Origin of the sequence: Streptomyces sp. CAU 1734 (genome assembly GCF_039888735.1) — a bacterium.
Classification (GTDB): Bacteria; Actinomycetota; Actinomycetes; order Streptomycetales; family Streptomycetaceae; genus Streptomyces.
Map to the genome: position 1 here is coordinate 59,895 of NZ_JBDQQP010000011.1, position 18,497 is coordinate 78,391.

Here is an 18,497-nt window from a genome sequence, read left to right on the forward strand (position 1 = left end):
GTGAACTAAGTTCACACAAGTGTTGGTGGTGTGTGGGTACTCGCCTGTGTCACGGCTCGCGCCATGGTCTCCGGCCCGGTGTCCGCCATGGCGTGCGGGATCGCACCGTCGACCTCCGCCCAGACCGTCTTGGTGTGACGGTCACGGGTCTCGTACCCCCAGCGGCTGGCGAACGCGTTCACCAATACCAGTCCGCGCCCGCCCGTGGCGTCGCCACCCGGCAGCCCGCCCCCGGGATCCGGCGGCAGCCGGTCGGGCCGCGTGTCCGTGATCTCCACCCGGGTCCGGTCCGCGAAGTGGGTCAGCCGGAGCGCGAAATCCCGCCCGGGGCTTCGGCCGTGAGTGATGGCGTTCGCGGCGAGCTCGGCGGTGATCCCGACCAGTGCGACGGTGACGTGATGGGTGCGCGGCACGCCCCACGCCCCGAGCTGCTGCGCGACGAGACGGCGGGCGAGGTGGGCGCCGTGGAGGGTGGAACCGAGCTGCACGCGGAAGTGCCGTGCCGGGGCGGTGGGGGAGTGGGGGAGCGCCAAGGGCGCGAGGATGCCAAGAGGGGAGGGAATGTCCGACTTCATTCGGCAAAGGTCGTGTCTCGTAAGCCTGTTGACCAGGTCGCGCGGACGTACGGGAGCGGCTTGTACGAGTTGGGGTCGCGTTTGTACGGGTCGCCTCCCGTGACCGCGACGCGGGCCCCGCGTTCACCTGTCACCACGGAAACCGTACATGGGCACGAGGAGATGTGGACACATGAGCGAGGAACAACAGGCGGATGCCCGCCCGGACGCGACGGCACCCCAGCCCAGGAAGCGCCCGCCGCAGGAGGACTACCCGGTGATCTGGGTCGCGTACGGCCGCCTGCTCCGGCTCTTCCGCCGCAAACGCGGACTGACGCAGCAGGCGCTGGCGGAAGCGATCGAGTACTCGTCCGAGCAGGTGGCGTCGATCGAGCAGGGGAGGCGGCCCGCGAAGGTCTCCTTCACGGAGGCGGCCGAGCGGGTCCTGGAGGCGGGGAGTGTGCTGGTGGAGCTCCAGGAGGAGGTGGACCGGGCGAAACTGCCCAAGTTCTTCCAGGATTTCGCGCTGATCGAGACGGAGGCGGTCAGCAGGTTCTCGTACGACCCGCTGTTGGTGCCGGGTCTGTTGCAGACCGAGGCGTACACCAGGGCACTCTTCTCCTCACACTGCCCTCAGCTGGACGAGGAGACGATCGACATGCTCGCGGAGGCGAGGATCAATCGCCAGAAGCTGCTGACGCGTACGCCGATTGTGCAGTTCTCCTTCATCATCAACGAAGCGGTGCTCCTCAACTCCATCGGAGGTGCCGAGGTGATGCGAGAACAGCTCACGCACCTGCTCGACATCGCCCGGCTGCGCAATGTCGAGCTCCAGGTGATGCCCGCCGCTTCGGGCTACCACCCCGGGCTCAATGGGGGCTTCGTCCTCCTCGAAACTCTGGAACACCAGCACATCGGCTACATCGAATCCCAGGAGAACGGCATAGTGATCAGCGACCCCGCCAAGGTCAGCGCCCTCGGTCTTCGGTATGGCAAGCTGCGATCGCAGGCCCTCAACGTCGAAGAGTCTGCGCGTCTCATCGAGCGCCTTCTGGGAGCAGCATGAACACGGAGCAGGCCACGGAACTCGACGCAACACTGAAGTGGTTCAAGAGCAGCTACAGCGGTTCGGGCGGTGGTGACTGCGTTGAGGTGGCCGCCAACGCCGGGACGATTCACATACGGGACTCGAAGGCCCGGGACGGCGGCATGGTGACCCTCTCGTCCCGGTCGTGGGCGGCCTTCCTGACCCACGCCGGGATGCACCGGACCGGCTGACCGCCGCCCCGCTCAGGCCGGCCGCACCAGCCGGGGCGGCAGCTCGCGCGGCGGATTCGCATACGCCGCGTGAGCCCGCTCCTGCTCCCGAACCCAGATCGCCCTGAGCTCGTCGCCGGACTCCGGAACGGCGAGACCCACTCCCGAGAGCACATCCCTGAAGCACGCGACCGGTCCGCCGTCGGAGCCGGTCACCAGCGCGGACAGCAGCGGCACATCGGCGCCGGCGTTGTCATCCACGGAGATGAGCAGTCGGAGCAGGGCAGCCTCCGGTCTCGTCGGCCCGCCCTCAAGGTCCAGATGAGAGATTGTGGTCCCCCGTGCCGCGACCTGTATCAACTCGCGCGTGACCCGGTCCCACGGCGTACTGAACGCGGGGATCTGCGTGCTCGGGGTCTTCCGATGTCGTACTGGCTTCAGCACCTCCGGCCTTGCGGAGGCTTGTTCAGGTGACCTTCGGCCCACTTCCTTCCGCTGCTCCTCAAATCGGGACAGGATTTCAATGGAGGCGATTTCCGTATGGGCCGCCGACAAAGCCTCCTTGAGGGAGCTGATCTGGTCACGCCGCACTTTTTCCTTGCCCTGATCGGCCTCCTTGTGCGCGCTCAGGCCGGCGAGCCATGCCTCAGCGGCCACCGCTGCTTTGTTGGCGCGTTTGCGTATGGACCCCTTGAGGCCGCGAGGAAGCGCCCGAATCTCTCCGATGAGGGCTTCCACTTCCGGGTCCTGTTTCCTCTTGAAGCCGTTGGTTACCCGGCGGACGGTTGCCGGCTGAACAACCGGCCTGACGTTCGCGCGCGGGGGCGCGACCCGCTTCGGCGGCGGGGCGAATTGTTTGGGCAGTTCGAGCCGGGGCGGCATGGCGCGAGCCGGAGTGGCGTAAGCGGCGAAGGCGCGCTCCGTCTCCGCTTCGGCCCATTCCCCGATCATGGTCGATGTCGCGGCGTAGGGAACACCGAGCTGTCGGAGGATTTCCTGGAGGTAGGGGAGCGGATGACCGCTTCCTTGTGCCCGGACCAATGCCGAGAGCACAGGCGTGTATGGGGAGAGCGGCCGGTCCACGGCCAGCAGGAGCGTGATCCGGTCCTCACGTGTGAGCAGCGCCTGATCCCAGCGGATCTTCCGTGCCAGTGCCGCCCATGTCGTGGTGGATCGCGATCGGGCGGAGGCGGCAAGGGCATCGCGCAGGTCGGCCACCAGGTCGGCCTTGGTCCGGGGGCGCGGCGGAGGTGTGTACGCCGCAGGGCTGGACGCGGTGACCGGTGCGACGGTCACCGGCTGGGGAGTCTCCTGCCGAGGAGGTTCCACGGGCTGGCGGGGTACGAGCACGGGTGTAGGGGCGGGAGCCTCAACCGGCTTCATGGGCGGGGGAGTCCACAGCCCGGTGCGCTGTGCCTCGTGGACATTGAGCCTGACATAGCGGCCGGCCTCGATGGCCCATCGTCTGCCGTCGTGCGTGACCAGCATGCGCGCGGAGTCGGGAACACGGTAGACATGGTCGGCGGGCGGTGGATCGGTGTCCCCGGGAAGGGATATCAGAGCCCGGACGATTGGGCTGTCCACCGGCTTCACCTCGGCCACCAGGAGATGACGGCCCTCGGCGGCGAAGGGTGAGCCGGCCGGAGTTCCGGCCTCGGGGACGGGTGCGAAAGCCAGCCCGCCCTGAAGCGGGAAGGAAGGCAGGTTGGGCCGGTGCTGCGAGACGCGGATTGTCTCGACATGCGGGGTCGTCAGGCCATCCGGGGTCAGCTCGCACTCTTCGAGCGGCGTCCACGAGATTGTCCGGTCGTGCGCCTCGGCACCGATGTGAACCCGCCGCTCACCGCCGACCGTCTCGCACCGTACGCGGAGACAGAAGCCGTGACGCCCCACGAGTTCACGGGTGACAGGGGTCTCGGGCCCGAAGACCCAGTCCAGGTCATCCACGTCCTCGGTCATCAGCTCGTCCGCCGCGCGCTTCCAGGAGCGGTAGTCGAGCCCGCCCAGCTGGAAACGAAGCCGTCGGCGGGCACCCGGCAGATGCACATCCACGGCGTCCCCGGGCCCGGTACCGAGATTCCGGGTCTTGACCTTGCCGCGCACCTTCTGTTTCCCGAGCAGGTTCAGTACCCCGCGTTTGATGAACAGGTGGTCCGCACTGGACTCACCGGTGGCGGTCCGGTAGCAGGTGGGTGCGTTCGGGTGGTGGGCGAAGTGGCAGACCTTGTTGGTGTACCGACGATCACTCAGCTCACCGCCGCAGCCGCCGAGTTCGATGCCGCACCAGTAGGAATAGTTCGGGTGCTTCTTGCGCCACCGGTCCAGCTCGACGGCGTCCATGGGAAGGATGACCGGGTGGTCGGAATTCTTGTGGCCGATGACACCGGTCTGCACAAGCCGGTGATCGAATCCGAACGACGACAATGCAACCTCACGGTGAGGGTACGGCGGCGCGGGGCACGCCTGGTTCTGTCGATTGCGTTTCTCTCCGGGCCGATGGTGCGGATCCCCATCGGCCCGGTTCACAGCTGTTGTGCCGAGTGGGCACAGGTCGATTCAGAAGAGGCTGTCTTCGGGGCGGGTCCCGTCGTCCTCGAAGTCGACCACGGCTGACTTCCTTGCCTGCGCGGCCTGCTCGGCCTTCTTGCGCTTGGCATTGGCGGAGGGCGCCGGCATGTCCGGGTGCTTCTGCGGCTTCTTGTGCAGCCCCAGGAACACCTCATCGGCATACGCCTGGTGATTGAGCTGCCGAAGCCGGTCGATGATCTCAGTGCGGGCGAGGAGCCCGATCGTGTACCGCGTTCCTTGGTCTGTCTCGTGGAACCCGTGGTCCAGCGGGAAGGTCTCATGAGTGGGATCGGCGGGCGGCGTCGCCCCGGTCTCGTCCAGGAGATCGCGCCAGCCGTACGCCTCGATGGTGGCCTTGTCGATCTCCACGTGGATTTTGCGGAGTTCGATGATGTCGGGGTCTTGGCAGGCGGGGTCGTGGACGAGGTTGTAGGTGGCGGTGAGGCCGATGTTCCGGCGGATCATGAGCTCTCGGCGGAACTCATGGAGCTGATTGCCGGAGTTGCGGAGGCGATCGCTGAGTGAGGGGCGAACCAGAGTGTCAAAGACGTCGCTGGGGGTATAGCGAAGGTCGCCCTTCATAGTGGAAGCACGGTTAATGGACCACCAATAGTGAGAGGCGCTGCTCAACAATGAGAGAAGTGCCAGGTCGTCTGAGGCGAAGATGACTGTTGCTTCGCTGAAGACTTGATCTGTCGAGACCATGACGGGCATGACGACTTTGCTCACGCGTGTTAGGATGATGCACTTTTGAAGTGATTTAAGTGCTCCAATCATCGCGGGGCGCTTTTCGGCATACTGCCACCAGTAGTCGCGGTATACCTTGCGGTTATTTGCATCCCTTTCGGGCTTTACTTCGAGGAGGAGCTTCTCGTAAGCCTTCTTGTATCTCTTGGCTTCCGACTCCTCCCAGTTGAAGAAATTAATCACCCATCGATCGGTTCCGTGTTTCGGATGATTGTTGATGTCTTGGCCGTTCAGGTACGGGAAGAGGACGTTCTTGTAAGTGGAATTTTCGGCGATCCAGGAGTGTGCCTCGTTAGCGGAGAGTGTAAATCCAAGGCCGAGGACATAGGAGCCGACGTAAGAAAGGCGGGAGTTACCTTCCAGGGGTGCCCCCCAAGAGGTCTCCCGGGTGGCCGGATTAAGTGATGTTGAGATTCCATTGGGGGCTCTGGAGCCGTCCAGGGTTCTGATAGCTTCATGGCTTATGCGCTTTTTGCTGGTCCATGCCGCGCAGTACTCCAGAACCGCCGACCGCGACGGCCAAGGCGCACTCTTGATCGCCCTCCGAATCGTTACCCCCGCTGCCTCCAGCTGATCCAGCCCCACCTCGCGCGTATCCCCCTGCGCCAGCGTGTTCGTCGCGATCAGCCCCGTCTGTCCACCCCCGTTCAGCAGCCCATGCGCCCGCAGCTCGAAGTACGCCACCAAGTCCGCACTGCCCCGCTTCCCGCCCGCGAGGTAATCCACCATGTACTCGCGATACGCCTCGCCCATCGCCCCGGTCAGTTTCTGTCCACCCAGGAACGGCGGATTCCCAATCACCGCATCAAACCCGCCCCGCCCCGCGAACACCTCCGGAAACTCCAGCGGCCAGTGCACTGGCACCCGCCGCATCCCGCCCCCCGGCAGCTCACTCGCCAGCCACTCACGCGCCTGAACCCGCGCCCCCTCCACCACATCCACCCCGGAGTCGGCCACCACCCCCCGCGCAACCTTCGCCGCCACCGGGAACAGGTCGCGCACCCGCTCCCCGCCCTCCTCCTCGTACCAGGGCACCCGCCCCGACGCGCACGTCGCCAGCGCCGCGCCCGCCACAAGATCCCCCACCAGACGCAGCTTCGCCGTCTTCTCCCGCACCTCGCGCAGCAGCTCGCGCTTCCGGGCCAGCTCCTCCGACCCGTCGCCGTGGATGTCGGTAATCCGGCGCCGCAGCGCCACCACCTCACCCACCAGCGAATCCGTGTCCGCCTCCGCGCCCAGCAGGTCGCCCTTGCCCACGTCCAGGTGGACCGCCTGCAACTGTTCCATCGAGGTGACGCCCAGCAGCGAGTCACCCGCCACCAGACGGTCGTCCAGAAACGTGAACGGCCGGTGCGGGTCCATCGAGACCAGCCACAGTGACAGCTTGGCCATCTCCACGGCCATGGGGTTGATGTCCACCCCGTACAGACAGTGCTCGATGATCTGCCGGCGGGCCTCTATCACCAGCGGGTCCGACTCCGCGTCCACCGCCGTCACCGAGTCCGCCGAGCGGCCCGCGCGGAACGCCACCGCGTCCTCGCGTTCCTCTCTCACCCATGCCTCGATCAGACGGTCCGCCAGATAGCGGCAGGCCGCGACGAGGAAGGCCGCCGAGCCCATCGCGATGTCCGCGACCTTCAGGTCCAGGATCTCCGCCCCTGCCTTCGGCTCCCAGGCTGACTCGTCGGCGGTCTGGAGCGGGCCCACCCGGTAGACCAGCGGCTGGAGGGCGTGCAGGACGACCTCCTCCGCCAGTGAGCGCGGTGTGTAGTGGGTGCCGGTGTTCTTCCGCAGCGAGGACTCGGTGACGTACAGGGCTCCGGACGCGATCACCACCGGCAGATCGCGCAGATCCCGCCGCAGCAACCCGAAGAACGGCACCAGGCGTTCGGTCAGCTCCGGGTTGCGGCATGCGGCCTGGAGGAGCCTTCGCGCCTCCGTGGCCTCCTCCGCCTTCGGCGGGGCGAGCAGCTTCTCCAGCCGGGCCGCGCTCGCGGGCGGCTTCGGCTCCTTCCAGGTCTCGAAGATCTTCTTCGCCAGGGTCTTGACGTTCCCGGACGAGGCGGCGGCGAGCGATTCCAGCTCGCGCAGCGGAACCTCGTGCTCCATGCCGGCCGGGCCGATCAGACCCACCATGGGCTCGGTGGCGCGCTCGCCGTCGTACGAGAGCAGGCCCTCGTACACGTAACCGATCTGCTCGACGTCCAGGGCGCGGAAGCTGAGCGTGCGGATCTCGCGCTGCTTCCCGGTGCCGACGCGTACCTCCTGCACCGACTGGAGCATGTGCAGCACGGTGCGGTCGTCGATCGGCAGCAGCGGGGCCGTCGACTCCAGCCAGGGGTAGGTGTCCGGGTCGAAGATCGAGCCGTCGTAGGCGGGCAGCTCGAAGTCGGGGTGCTTCACACCGCCGTGCACCGCGTGGAAGAGCGCGATCAGCCGGTGCCAGGAGGCCGTGGTGTGCTCCAGGGCCGATTCGCCCTCGGCGTCCGCGCGGGACTTGAGCTCGGCGCGCAGGAAGCGGGCCGAGTACGAGGTGGCGTACACCTCGTTGTCGGCCGGGAGCAGGCCGCGTTCCTCGGCGAAGAGGAGGAAGACGACACGCATCATCACCGCGACCGCGCCCCGGTACACCTCGCCCGCCCCGACGCCGTCGGCGCGCAGGCCCGGGGCGCCGTTCTCCATGGTGCGGGCGTCGGCCCGGCCGATCGCGTCCACCAGGAGTTCGACGGCCTGCCGGACCTGGACACCGAGGGCGTCGGTGACCTCGTCGCCCGCGTCCAGGCTCTTCCGCAGCAGGCCGACGAGAGTCTCCGCCTCCGGGTACTCGAAGAAACGGCGGCGGCGCAGCAGGGAGACGAAGGCCCGGACCACGGTGCGCTCGGCCGCCTCGTTCCAGCCGATGGTGTCGAGGACGGCCGTGGTGGTGACCCCGCCGACGGGTGCCCAGACCAGGCACCACCAGCGGCCGTCGGTGAGCAGGCCGAGGGGGATGTGGTGGTGGCGCAGCAGCCGGGCGAGCCGGTCGGCGGGGCTCGCCGACCAGTCGTCGCCGTGCTGGGGGCGGGCGGTGGGCACGGTGCCGCTGGGCAGGGTCATCCCGAGGACGCGCACCCGCTTGGCGGCCGAGGCGGTGTCCGGTTCCGTCGCGAGGTCCGCGCCGGGCTCGGTGAGGGCGAAGTCGGCGTGCAGCCGGGCGCCGTGCTCGGGGACATCCAGGGTGAAGCGGTCCAGGACCGGATCCGGTACGTCAGCGTCGTCACCGGCCCGCAGGGCGAGCGCGTCGCCCCACTCCAGGAGCGAGCGCAGCACATACGCCACCCACTCGTCCCGGCCGGCCGTCGTGTCGATCCGCCAGTCCGCGTGCCGGGCGCGCAGCCGGGCCCGCTCGTCCCGGTCGAGGGCGTCGAGCTGGGGCCAGGTGTCCAGCAGGACCGGCAGGGTGAGGAACGGGCCGGAGACCTCCGTGAGGTCCAGCCATTCCTGGTGCCGGGAGCGGCCGTCGAGTGCCTGGGCCCGTGCGGCGGCGAGGCCGCGCGAGGCGGCGGGGCGAGGGCTCATCGGCGGGCTTCCTTTGCGGGGATCACGAAGACGACTGCGACGGGGAAGAGGTGGGAACGCGGCTCACGGTAGCGGGCGGCGATGGCGGCGAGCTCCCGCTCGCGCTCGTCCGCGAGGGAGGTGAGCCGGGTCTTCCAGCGCTCGCGGTCCTCCTCGTACTGCCGCTGCTCGGTGGTGGTCACCTCGCGGGTGCCGAAGAGCGCGATCTGCTCATTGGCCTCCTCGCCCTCCCGCTTGAGCTTGGCGCGCAGGCCGGCCTCGAAGCGGTCCAGAGTGGCCCGGATACGGTCCTCCTCCTCGGCGCGCCGGTTGTCGAGGGCCGTCTCCAGCGAGGCGCGGCGCTCCCGGGCACGGGCGGTGAGGGAGTCGTACAGCGGTCCGTTCAGCCGGGGCCAGGCGGCGGTGAGCTCCTGCCGCAGCACGGGTGCCGCCTCGATGCCGTCGGTGAGGGCGCTGCCGAGGGCGGCGCCCTGGGCTCGCACGGACTCCCAGCGGCGGAAGCGGCCGGTGTCGCCGAACCAGCCGCCCGCGTACAGGATCTCCTCGTGCAGCCGGGTGCCGTCGGCCCCGACCAGGACGTACCGCGCGTAGGCGGAGACGAGGGTGGTCGTCAGCGCCGGATCGTCGCTGACGACGGCGGCGACCCGGTGCAGGCCGACGCTGTCGGAGTTCCACACCGCCGCCGTCAGCAGGCGGGTGGAGAGGGCGACCAGCGGGTGCTTCAGATGGGCCAGGACGACATCGTCCCGGCCCCGGGCGGCGATCTGCGCGTCGAAGGTGACCGGGCGCTGCTCGGTGGGGCGCAGCCGGTGGGCGAGCCCCCGGGTGGCCCGCTCCCAGGTGCCGGAGAGCGGCGGGACCGTGTACAGGCCGCCGTCGAAGTCCTCGCTGTGGTGACGGGTGAGCGGCTGCTGGTGGTCTAGGGCGAGCGCGGTGTCGACCACACGCTTGATGTTGGCGGGTGTCAGACCGAGGGTGTCGACGGTGTCCTGGTACTGGTCGGCGAGGCGCTTGGCCTGGGCGGTGACGTTCTGCTCGGCGGCGATCTCACCGCTGCCGGCCGGGCGGCCCGGAACGGGCCGCGGCTTGGCCGTGTCGATGTCGACGGGGGTGAGGTCGCCGGTCATCCGGCGCTGCACCGCTTCGGCGATGACGGCGTTGACCGAGCCGAGGTCCGCCTCCATCCGGGCCACTTTTTGGGCGACCCGGGAGAGGAATTCCAGGTCGGCCTCGTAGGAACCAGCCTTCGCCTGCTGCCAGCCCGAGCCGATGAAGTGGGTGATCTCCGGGTCGTGGCGCTGGCCCCAGCGGTCCACCCGGCCGATGCGCTGCTCCAGCTTGTTGGGGTTGAAGGGGATGTCGTAGTTGATCAGCTGGTGGCAGTGGTTCTGGAGGTCGATGCCCTCGCTGGCCGCGTCGGTGGCGAGCAGGATCCGCACCGTGCCCTCGGCGGACGCCGGGTCGGCCTGGAAGCCGAGGCGGATCTCCTCGCGATCCTCGGCGCTCAGTCCGCCGTGCAGTACCCGCACCCGGCCGTCGTCGGTGAGCCCGTGCTGCTGGAGCAGGGTGTGCAGCCACTTCTGGGTGTCGCGGTACTCGGTGAAGATCACCACCCGCTCGTTGGACCAGTGCCGGTCGGCACGGCAGATCGCGATCACCTTCGTGATCAGGGCCTCGGCCTTGGAGTCGGCGGCGGCCTCGTGGGTGAGGGCCCAGCGTTCCATCCGGCGCAGCAGATCCAGCTCCTCGCCGTCCTCCTGCGGGGTGAGGCTGGTGGACCGGGTGAGGGCGGTGTCCTCGGCCTCGGTCATGCCCTCGTCGTCGAGCTCGGCGACCAGGTCGGGGAAGTCCTCCATCCACTCCGGCACATCGTCGGCCGCCGAGCGGGGGCGGTTCCCGGTGTCGTCCAGATGGGAGAGATAGACCTGCACCGTGTGGAGGAAGGCCGCCGGGGACGAGAACAGCCGCTTCTTCAGCAGCAGGGTCACCAGGTCGGCCGCCCGCCGCCCGCCGCGTGCCTTCGGGGCCATTCGCCGCTTGCGCAGATCGGCGAAGGAGCCGAGCAGGCCGTGCACCTCCCGCTCGGCGTCCGTGTACTCGACGGAGAGCTGGAGGGTCCTGCGGGTGCGGAAGCGCGGGGTGCCGTCCGGGTTGGTGACGTTGACCTTCAGCCGGCGCACCACCGTCTCGTCCCGGGACTGCTTGTCGGGTTCGACCCCGCGGGCGAACCGCTGGTTGTCGATGAGTTCGAGCAGGGCGGTGTACGACTCCGGGTAGCCGTTGTGCGGGGTGGCGGAGAGGAAGAGCCGGTGCTCGAAGTGCGGCACGAGGCGCCGGATCAGTTTGGTCTGCTGGGAGTCGACCGCGTAGACCTGCTTGGGGGCGGCGGGTGCCACATGGTGCGCTTCGTCCAGGACGAGCAGATCGAAGAAGCGGCGCGCGCCCCCGCCGTCCTCCCGGGTCTCGGCACCGGCCGGAACGACCTCGTCCAGCAGGCGCTGGGCCTTGGGCCCGCGCAGCCACGGCAGGGACACGATGGTGAGCGGGTGGACCCGGAAGGGATTGGCCGCGGTGCCGTGGGTGCGGCGCAGGCGGGCGCAGTGCTCGGAGTCGACGATGGTGAAGTCGAGGCCGAACTTGTCGTGGAGCTCGTCGCGCCACTTCAGGGTCAGACCGGCCGGACAGACCACCATGACCCGGTGTGCCCGGCCCCGGAGCAGCAGCTCCTGGACGACCAGGCCGGCCTCGATGGTCTTTCCCAGGCCGACGTCGTCGGCGAGCAGCAGATTGACGCGGGGGGCGCCGACGGCGCGGGACACCGGTTCGAGCTGGTAGGGCTCGACGGCGACCCCGGAGCGGAAGGGCGCCTGGAGGTTCTTCACATCGGCGGAGGCGACCGCCGACCAGCGGATCGCGTCGAGGAAGGCGGCGAGGCGGGAGGGGGCGTCGAAGTGGCCGGTGGAGGCATCGGGCAGGGAACCCCGGTCCAGGACCCTGCGCCCCGGCTCGACCTCCCAGATCACCGAGAGGGTGTCCCCGAAGCGTCCGTCAGCCACGGACTGGAGGTGGACGAGTGTCGCGGCGCGCACCCCCGGCGCGGCCGGCGCGGGGTCGACACCGGCGACCACCCAGCTCTGTCCGCGCACCTCGACCAGCTCACCCTCCCCGGGAAGCCGGTCCGCCCTGTCCGTCCCACTGACCTGCTGGGCCGCCTGCGTCATTCTGTCGCCTCTCTCCATGACCGGGCCATGCCCTCGCATACGGTCCCGACCCTACGCAATCCGGGACGCGAAACGAGGAGCCGCCATGGATGAGAGGGTAACAAGGAAATCTTGCTGTGAACATAGTTCACGGAGTACTGATTGGGGTGTCGGGGTGCGGGCTGTGGCTGCCCGCCGGTCGGCCTACGCGGAGCGGAGCAGGCCCTCCAGCCGCGTCAGCAGCCGCCCGGCCCGCAGGTGCCGTTCATCCGTGGCGGGCAGCACCCGCTCCTGATCGGAACGGAGGGAGACCAGCTGGTCGTGGGCGGTGCGTGCGTGACCGCCGCGCGCGGTGAGCACGGCGATCTCGTACCGGGTGTCGAAGACCGCGCCGTCGGCGGGCCCGAGGACATGACTCTGCACCCGGAGCAGTCCCTCGAACTCGTGGAGTGCCTCCTTGGTGCGGCCCAGTCCGGACAGACATCGGGCCGCCCCCGCGCGGCAGACCAGGACATCCCGGTCGGTCGCCGGACGGCGCCTGCGCAGAGCGCCGCCGAGCTCGAACCAGCCGTCGTACGCGACGGTGAGATTCTCGGCGGCAAAGAGCAGCTCGCACCGGGCGAGCCGCAAGGGCAGCAGGTTGGGGTCGTCGAGCGGACGGCGGTCTCCGCGCAGCGGCTCCTCCAGGAGCGCGAGGGCGCCCGAGGGATCCCCGGCATCGGCCAGCCGCCGGGCCTCCAGCACCAGTTCCACGGCGCGCCGGCCGGCGTCGTTCTCCGCCGGACCCGCCGCGGGCCGGCCGGTTCGGGAGGCCCCGGGCGGCGCGGTCCGCGAACCGGCCCCGCCCGTGGACGGAACGGCCGGAGCCGCCGGCGGCCCGATCCATTCTCCGGCCGCCTCCTGCACCTCTCGTGCGGTGGGGCGGTCGGCGGGCTCCTTGGCGAGCATCCGCGTGATCAGATCGGTGAGGCCGGGCGGAAGGCCGGCGCGGTGCTTCGAGACCGGTTCGGGCACTTCCTGCATGTGCCGGTAGACCAGGTGGAAAGGGATGGCGCCCGGCTGTGCCTCGAAGGGCGCCCTCCCGGTCAGGATCTCGTACAGCACACAGCCGAAGGCGTACATGTCACTCAGGGCGGTCACGGCCCTGCCCGCGGCCTGCTCGGGCGAGATGAACCCCGGGGTGCCGGGCATCTCTCCCGTCCGGGTGAGCGGCGGCTCGTCCGGGTCCGGTTCCAGCGCGGTGGCGATGCCGAAGTCGAGCACCTTCACCAGCCCGTTGGGGGTGAGCATCAGATTCGACGGTTTGAGGTCGCGGTGGACGACGCCGATCCGGTGCGCATGCGCCAGTACATCGGCCGTCTGCGCCGCCACCGTGGCGGCCAGCGGGACGGGGAAGGGGCCGGACCGCTTCAGCCGGTCGGCCAGGGTCAGACCGTGGATCCGCTCCATGGCGATGAACAGGGTGTCACCGTCGTGCCGCCCGGTCTCGTGAACCGCCGGTACACCCGGGTGTCCTATACGGGCGGTCAGTACGGCCTCCCGTTCGAAGCGCTGCTCCAGACGCCGAGTGCTCCGGCCCGCCGAACGCAGCAGTTTCACCGCGACCTCGCGGTTGAGCTGGAGGTCCGTCGCGGACCAGACCTCGGCCATGCCGCCCCTGCCGAGGAGGCCGGTCAGCTCGTACCGCTGCTGGATTACCTGTCCCACGCTCTCCCCCGACGATCCGATCGGTCAGCTCTGCCCCTGTGCGCCGAGGCGCCGCCCACCTCTCCACCCATGAGCGGTGAGACGATCACACGGTGAACTCTCATGCCCAGCAGGGGCCCTGGGGGAGTACGAAAGGCCGTCGCGGGTCCTCGGCACCGAAGGCGCGAGGCCCGCTGGACCCGGCCGCGGAACCGGGCAGCCACGGCCGGAGGGCGTCGTACACCTCTGCCGCCGACCCCGGCCGGGCCCCGGGGGCCTTGGCCAGCAGGGCGGACAGCAGCGCCTGGAGCTCGGCGGGCACCTCGATCCCCAGCTCGGCGAGGGGTGGTGGTGCACCGTCCAGATGGCCCCTGATCACGGCCAGTGGCTGATCCGCACGGAGCGGCGGGAACGGCGGCACACCGGAGAGCAGATGGTGCAGAAGGCAGCCCACGCTGTAGAGATCGCTCCGCCCGTCCGGGGCCGGATGTCCGGTGATCAGCTCCGGTGAGGCGTACAGCAGATTCCCCACCTGCCCACCGGTCGACGTCAGCCGGGGACCGTCGTCCGACATCAGCTTCACCAGGCCGAAGTCGAGAATCTTCACCACCCCGTCCCGCCGGATCATGATGTTCTCCGGCTTGAGGTCGCGATGGATCAGCCCTGCCGCGTGCGCCGCCGCGAGCCCCGAACTGATCTGCGCGGCCACGGCGACCGCCGAGGCGGTGTCGAGGCGTTCCCGTTCGGCCAGCACGGTGCCGAGGGTCGCGCCCTCGACCAGCTGCATCACGAGCCAGTGGAGCTCACCGGTGATGTCCGCGTCATGGACCGTGGCCACATTCGCGCTGTCCAGCGCGGCGGCGGCGCGCGCCTCGCGCTCGAAACGCCGCTGGAATCGCTCCCGGCCCTCCGCGTCGGCCGCGCTGTCCAGTGCGATGGTCTTGACCGCCACGGGGCGCCGCAGATGAAGATCGAGACCCTGCCAGACGCGCCCCATGCTGCCCCGGCCGAGCGCGTGGTCGAGCCGGTAGCGGTCCTTCAGGACCGTGCCTTCACGGACGGCGTGCATGGCCACTCCTCCCGGTCCCGGCGGGCCCCATACGTGTGGGGTGATGGTACGCGGACACCCGGGCGGGGCACGCGGCAGAGGGCTGTGAACAAAGTCAACATGCGTTAGCCTGGCCCCGGAAATGGGAAGGTGCGAGGGGGCGCCGGCTCGCCCGCTTCCGCAAGCCGACACCCTGGTTCCGCCCAGCCGACGTCTCTGGAGAGCTGATGACCTCGCCCCCCGCCGTACCGGTGACCCTGGCCGAGATCGCCCGGCTCGCGGGAGTCGGGCGGGCCGCAGTGAGCAACTGGCGCCGCCGTCACGACACTTTCCCCTCGCGGATCAGCGGCACCGACAACAACCCTCACTTCTCCCTCGCGGACATCGAGCGGTGGCTCAGGGAGAACAGGAAGCTGGGGAAGGCCACCGGCCGCGAATGGCTCTGGCCCCGCTTCGAGGCCCTGGGCGACCGTGACGAGACCGGCCTGGCCATCGCCGCAGTGGGACGGCTGCTCGCCGGGGAGCCGGGCGATTCCGGTGGGCCCGCCGACCCGGAGCCGGAGCCGGGTCCGGTGCGGGACGCCGTGGAACTGGGGCGGCGCGAGGGAGCGTCCGAGGTCCTCACCTTCCTGCTCCGGCGCTGGCTGGACACCCACGTACGCCAGATCAGCACCACCCCCGAGCCGCTCGCCGACCTCATGGCCCAACTCGCCCTCGGAGTGCGCGACGCCTCCGCCGCCGAGTACCGCGGCGAACCCGTCACGGTGCTCGATCCCGCATGCGGCGCGGGTCATCTGCTGGCCGCCGCCGCCACGGCCGTCCCTGCCGCGCTGAGCCGTCCCGCCGCCCTCCTCGGCTGTGACCGTGATCCGGTGCTCACCGCGCTCACCGACGCCCGGCTCGGGCTGCTTCCGGGCTCCGGACCGCAGGCGCCCGCGCCCGTGATCGCGCCGGGCGACTCCCTCCGAGCGGATCCCCTCATCGGTACCCAGGCCGACATGGTGCTCTGCAATCCGCCCTCCAACGAACGCGACTGGGGATACGAGGACCTCGCCACGGACGCCCGCTGGGCGTACGGCATGCCGGCCCGCACCGAACCCGAGCTCGCCTGGGCGCAGCACTGCCTCGCCCGGCTCCGCCCCGGCGGCGCCGCCGTCCTGCTGCTGCCGCCGACTGTGGCCGCCCGCAAGGCCGGCCGGAGAATCCGCGGATCGCTGCTGCGCACGGGTGCCCTGCGGGCCGTGGTGGCGCTCCCGCCCGGATCCGCCGCGCCGCACAGTGTCTCCCTGCACCTGTGGGTACTGCGGCGGCCCGCCCCGGGCGAGAACGGCCAAGGGCCCGGAGAGCTTCTGCTCGTTGACGCCGCCGCGCGATTTCCCCGGTCCGCAGCCCGGGAGACCGGGCCCGAATGGGGCGAACTCGCCTCCTTCGTGCGCTCCGTCGTCGACGGCGCGGCCGGTGGGGGAACAGCGGCGGAGGAGGCCGCCGGCGCCGAGTGGTCCGCGGTCGTCCCGGTCATCGATCTCCTCGACGACGAGGTCGATCTCACCCCCGGCCGTCACACCACTCCTGCTCCGGGACACGCCGGATCCCGGCTGACGGATTCCTGGAACGAGGTCGGTGACCTCCTCGACGGCCTGCGGGCCGAGAGCGCCGGGCTGGCCTCGCTCGAGCTCACCGGCGACACGGCGGACCTGCCGACCGCCACCGTCGGCGAACTCGCCCGGGCCGGGGCGCTCACCCTCCGCTCCGGCCGGCACTCGGCCGAGGAGCTCCCACCGGAGCCCCGGCACCCGGGGATCCCGCTGCTGACCCTCTCCGATCTGCTGATGGACGGATCCCCCGGCGGGTGGGCGCACCCACACGACGCCGTCGTCGTGGAATCCGGGGACGTGGTGGTTGTCGGTGTTTCCAGGGAGTTCTCGGCGTGGGTCCACGACGGCCCGCCGATGGCGGTGGGCCCGCAGATCCACGCCCTCCGGGTCGACCCGGACGTACTCGACCCCTGGTTCCTCGCGGGGTCGCTCAAGGCGCCGGCCAACGCCCGCCACGCCGGTACGCATGCATCGAGTTCCTCCCGGATCGACGTGCGCCGGCTCCATGTGCGCCGCCTCGCGCTGCCGGAGCAGCAGCGGTACAGCGAGGCGTTCCGGCGCCTGGCCGAGTTCGAACGCCTGGCCACGCGACTGGGCACCCTCGCCCGGGAACTGGAACAGGGCCTCGGCGACGAACTCGCGGCGGGCCGCCTGGTGTAGCGCGTACGCCCGAACGTTCCGAGGGGCTTCTCCCGCTGGGACATTCGGTCCGCTGTGGGGCCTCACACCTGCCCGGGCGTTGCCCCGGAATCCGGTCCGCCGAGCAGCTCGGAGACACGGTCGGCCGCCTCGCGGAGCTCCGTCTCCACCTGCGTGGCGTACGGCTCGGGCAGCGCCGCGGCCGTGTAACCGGCCTCGGTGATCGCGTTGATGGCCGCCCCGGTGTCGCCGCCGGCCTCCAGCCGGCACCGCGCGGCACGCAGCCGGAACACTGCCCGGTCGGCCCGCTCCGGGGGATCGTCCCCGCGCACGAGCTTGTCCGCGATGTCGTCGTAGCGCCGCGCGGCGGCGTCGAAGTCGCCCGAGAGCCAGAGGCCGCCGGCGGTGAGCTCCCAGACCTGCCGCACCAGCCGCTTGCTCCCCCACTCCTCCCGAACACGGTGCACGAGGCCGGCGAGTTCGCTCACGGCGTCCCCGGGCTCGCCCTCCTCCAGCTCCCGCTGGGCCGCCGAGCAGAGCAGCTGGACCGCGTCCGGGTCCAGCCAGCCGGCGTCCTCGTCGTCCCCGGTCTCCCCGGCCGGTTTTTGCTGGGGATTGGGGTCCGGGGCCGTGTACTCCGCAGGCAGCCGGAAGGGGCGGGTGGGGTCGTGGGGGAGCCACGGCCGGGGCTCGGGGTCGCCGGGCCGGGGAGTGAACCCGCCCAGGACCTCGAGGATCTCCCGCATGGTCGGGCGCCGCCCGGGCTTCTTGGCGAGTCCCCGGAGCACCAGCTCGTCCAGGGCATCGGGAATCCCCGCTGCGAGGTCGCTCGGCCGCAGCGGCATCGTGCGCAGATGCTGGCGCTCCACCTTGCCGTCCCGGTCATTGGTGATGAACGGGGGCTTTCCGGTGAGGAGCTCGTAGAACACGCAGGAGAAGGAGTAGACATCCGTGGCCGCCGCGACATCCTCCCCCCGGATCTGTTCCGGTGCCTGATACCCCGGTGTGCCGAGGGTGGAGCCCGGCTGAGTGAGAGTGGACTCGATGCCGAGCTGCTTGGCGATGCCGAAGTCGATGAGGAACACCACGCCGGCCTCGGAGATCATCAGATTCTCCGGCTTCAGATCCCGGTGTACCACCTTCTGTTCATGCGCGTGGACGAAGGCGGCGGCGATCTGCGCGGCGGCCGACACGGCGACGGAGGGCGTGAGCGGTGTGTGCCTCTTGAGGAAGGTGCGCAGGTTGGTCCCCACCACGTGGTGCATCACCAGGTAGGGAACTCCGCCATGTGTTCCGAAGGCGTACTGCTCGGGAATGTTGGGGTGTCGCAGGAAGGCGAGGAGCCCCGCCTCACGAATGAACCTGAGGTGTCGGTGCCGCAGTTCCTCCTCCTGCTCCCGGGTGTCGAGCTGGCGCAGGTCCTCGGTGTCCAGACGCAGAAATTTCACCGCGACCTGACGGCCCGTCTTCCGGTCGTGGGCCCGCCAGACCTGGGCCATTCCTCCCTTGCCGATCAGATCGACGAGTTCGTGGCGGCCGTCGATCAACTCCCCCGCCCGAACGTCCTCCCAGCCCGCTTCCACCCTCTGCGCCCCTCCGTCGTCTGCCCAAGTGCTCTGCCGGGGGCAGCGTAGCGTGTATCGGA

The 18,497-nt window shown here is 70.0% G+C and carries 10 protein-coding genes; 3 read left to right on the plus strand and 7 right to left on the minus strand.

Annotated features, from left to right (window positions below; genetic code table 11):
• Positions 1–11: 11 nt before the first annotated feature.
• Positions 12–575: an ATP-binding protein gene (locus tag AAFN69_RS21730; RefSeq protein WP_347730307.1), complete on the minus strand. Its 564-nt coding sequence runs from the start codon at positions 573–575 to the stop codon at positions 12–14.
• A gap of 172 nt (positions 576–747) precedes the next feature.
• Between AAFN69_RS21730 and AAFN69_RS21735 the strand changes: the two genes are divergently transcribed.
• Together AAFN69_RS21735 and AAFN69_RS21740 are read left to right on the plus strand one after the other, a co-directional pair.
• On the plus strand, positions 748–1,620 hold the full coding sequence (locus AAFN69_RS21735; RefSeq protein ID WP_347730308.1) for a DUF5753 domain-containing protein: 873 nt from the start codon (positions 748–750) through the stop codon (positions 1,618–1,620).
• Positions 1,617–1,832, plus strand: a complete 216-nt coding sequence (locus AAFN69_RS21740; protein WP_347730309.1) for a DUF397 domain-containing protein — start codon at positions 1,617–1,619, stop codon at positions 1,830–1,832. Before AAFN69_RS21735 ends, AAFN69_RS21740 begins: the two co-directional genes overlap by 4 nt.
• Before the next feature lie 12 nt (positions 1,833–1,844).
• Here AAFN69_RS21740 and AAFN69_RS21745 read toward each other — a convergent pair whose 3' ends face one another.
• The 5 genes from AAFN69_RS21745 to AAFN69_RS21765 form a co-directional block, all read right to left on the minus strand.
• Positions 1,845–4,337, minus strand: coding sequence for a hypothetical protein (locus tag AAFN69_RS21745; protein WP_347730310.1), 2,493 nt, complete (start codon positions 4,335–4,337; stop codon positions 1,845–1,847).
• 30 nt (positions 4,338–4,367) lie between these two features.
• Positions 4,368–8,684 (minus strand): type IIL restriction-modification enzyme MmeI, encoded by a 4,317-nt coding sequence (locus AAFN69_RS21750; RefSeq protein WP_347730311.1) that lies wholly within the window; start codon positions 8,682–8,684, stop codon positions 4,368–4,370.
• Entirely contained in the window at positions 8,681–11,905 is a 3,225-nt protein-coding gene (drmD, locus tag AAFN69_RS21755; RefSeq protein ID WP_347730312.1) for a DISARM system SNF2-like helicase DrmD, read from the minus strand. Before drmD ends, AAFN69_RS21750 begins: the two co-directional genes overlap by 4 nt.
• Positions 11,906–12,088: 183 nt before the next feature.
• Positions 12,089–13,591, minus strand: coding sequence for a serine/threonine-protein kinase (locus AAFN69_RS21760; protein WP_347730313.1), 1,503 nt, complete (start codon positions 13,589–13,591; stop codon positions 12,089–12,091).
• Positions 13,592–13,691: 100 nt separating this feature from the next.
• On the minus strand, positions 13,692–14,639 hold the full coding sequence (locus AAFN69_RS21765) for a serine/threonine-protein kinase (RefSeq protein ID WP_347730314.1): 948 nt from the start codon (positions 14,637–14,639) through the stop codon (positions 13,692–13,694).
• A gap of 206 nt (positions 14,640–14,845) precedes the next feature.
• Between AAFN69_RS21765 and AAFN69_RS21770 the strand changes: the two genes are divergently transcribed.
• A complete protein-coding gene (locus tag AAFN69_RS21770; RefSeq protein WP_347730315.1) occupies positions 14,846–16,873 on the plus strand; it encodes an N-6 DNA methylase in 2,028 nt (675 codons plus the stop codon).
• Between the two features lie 62 nt (positions 16,874–16,935).
• Here the strand turns inward: AAFN69_RS21770 and AAFN69_RS21775 are convergent, their stop codons facing one another.
• Positions 16,936–18,435, minus strand: coding sequence for a protein kinase (locus AAFN69_RS21775; protein ID WP_347730316.1), 1,500 nt, complete (start codon positions 18,433–18,435; stop codon positions 16,936–16,938).
• Positions 18,436–18,497: the final 62 nt, after the last annotated feature.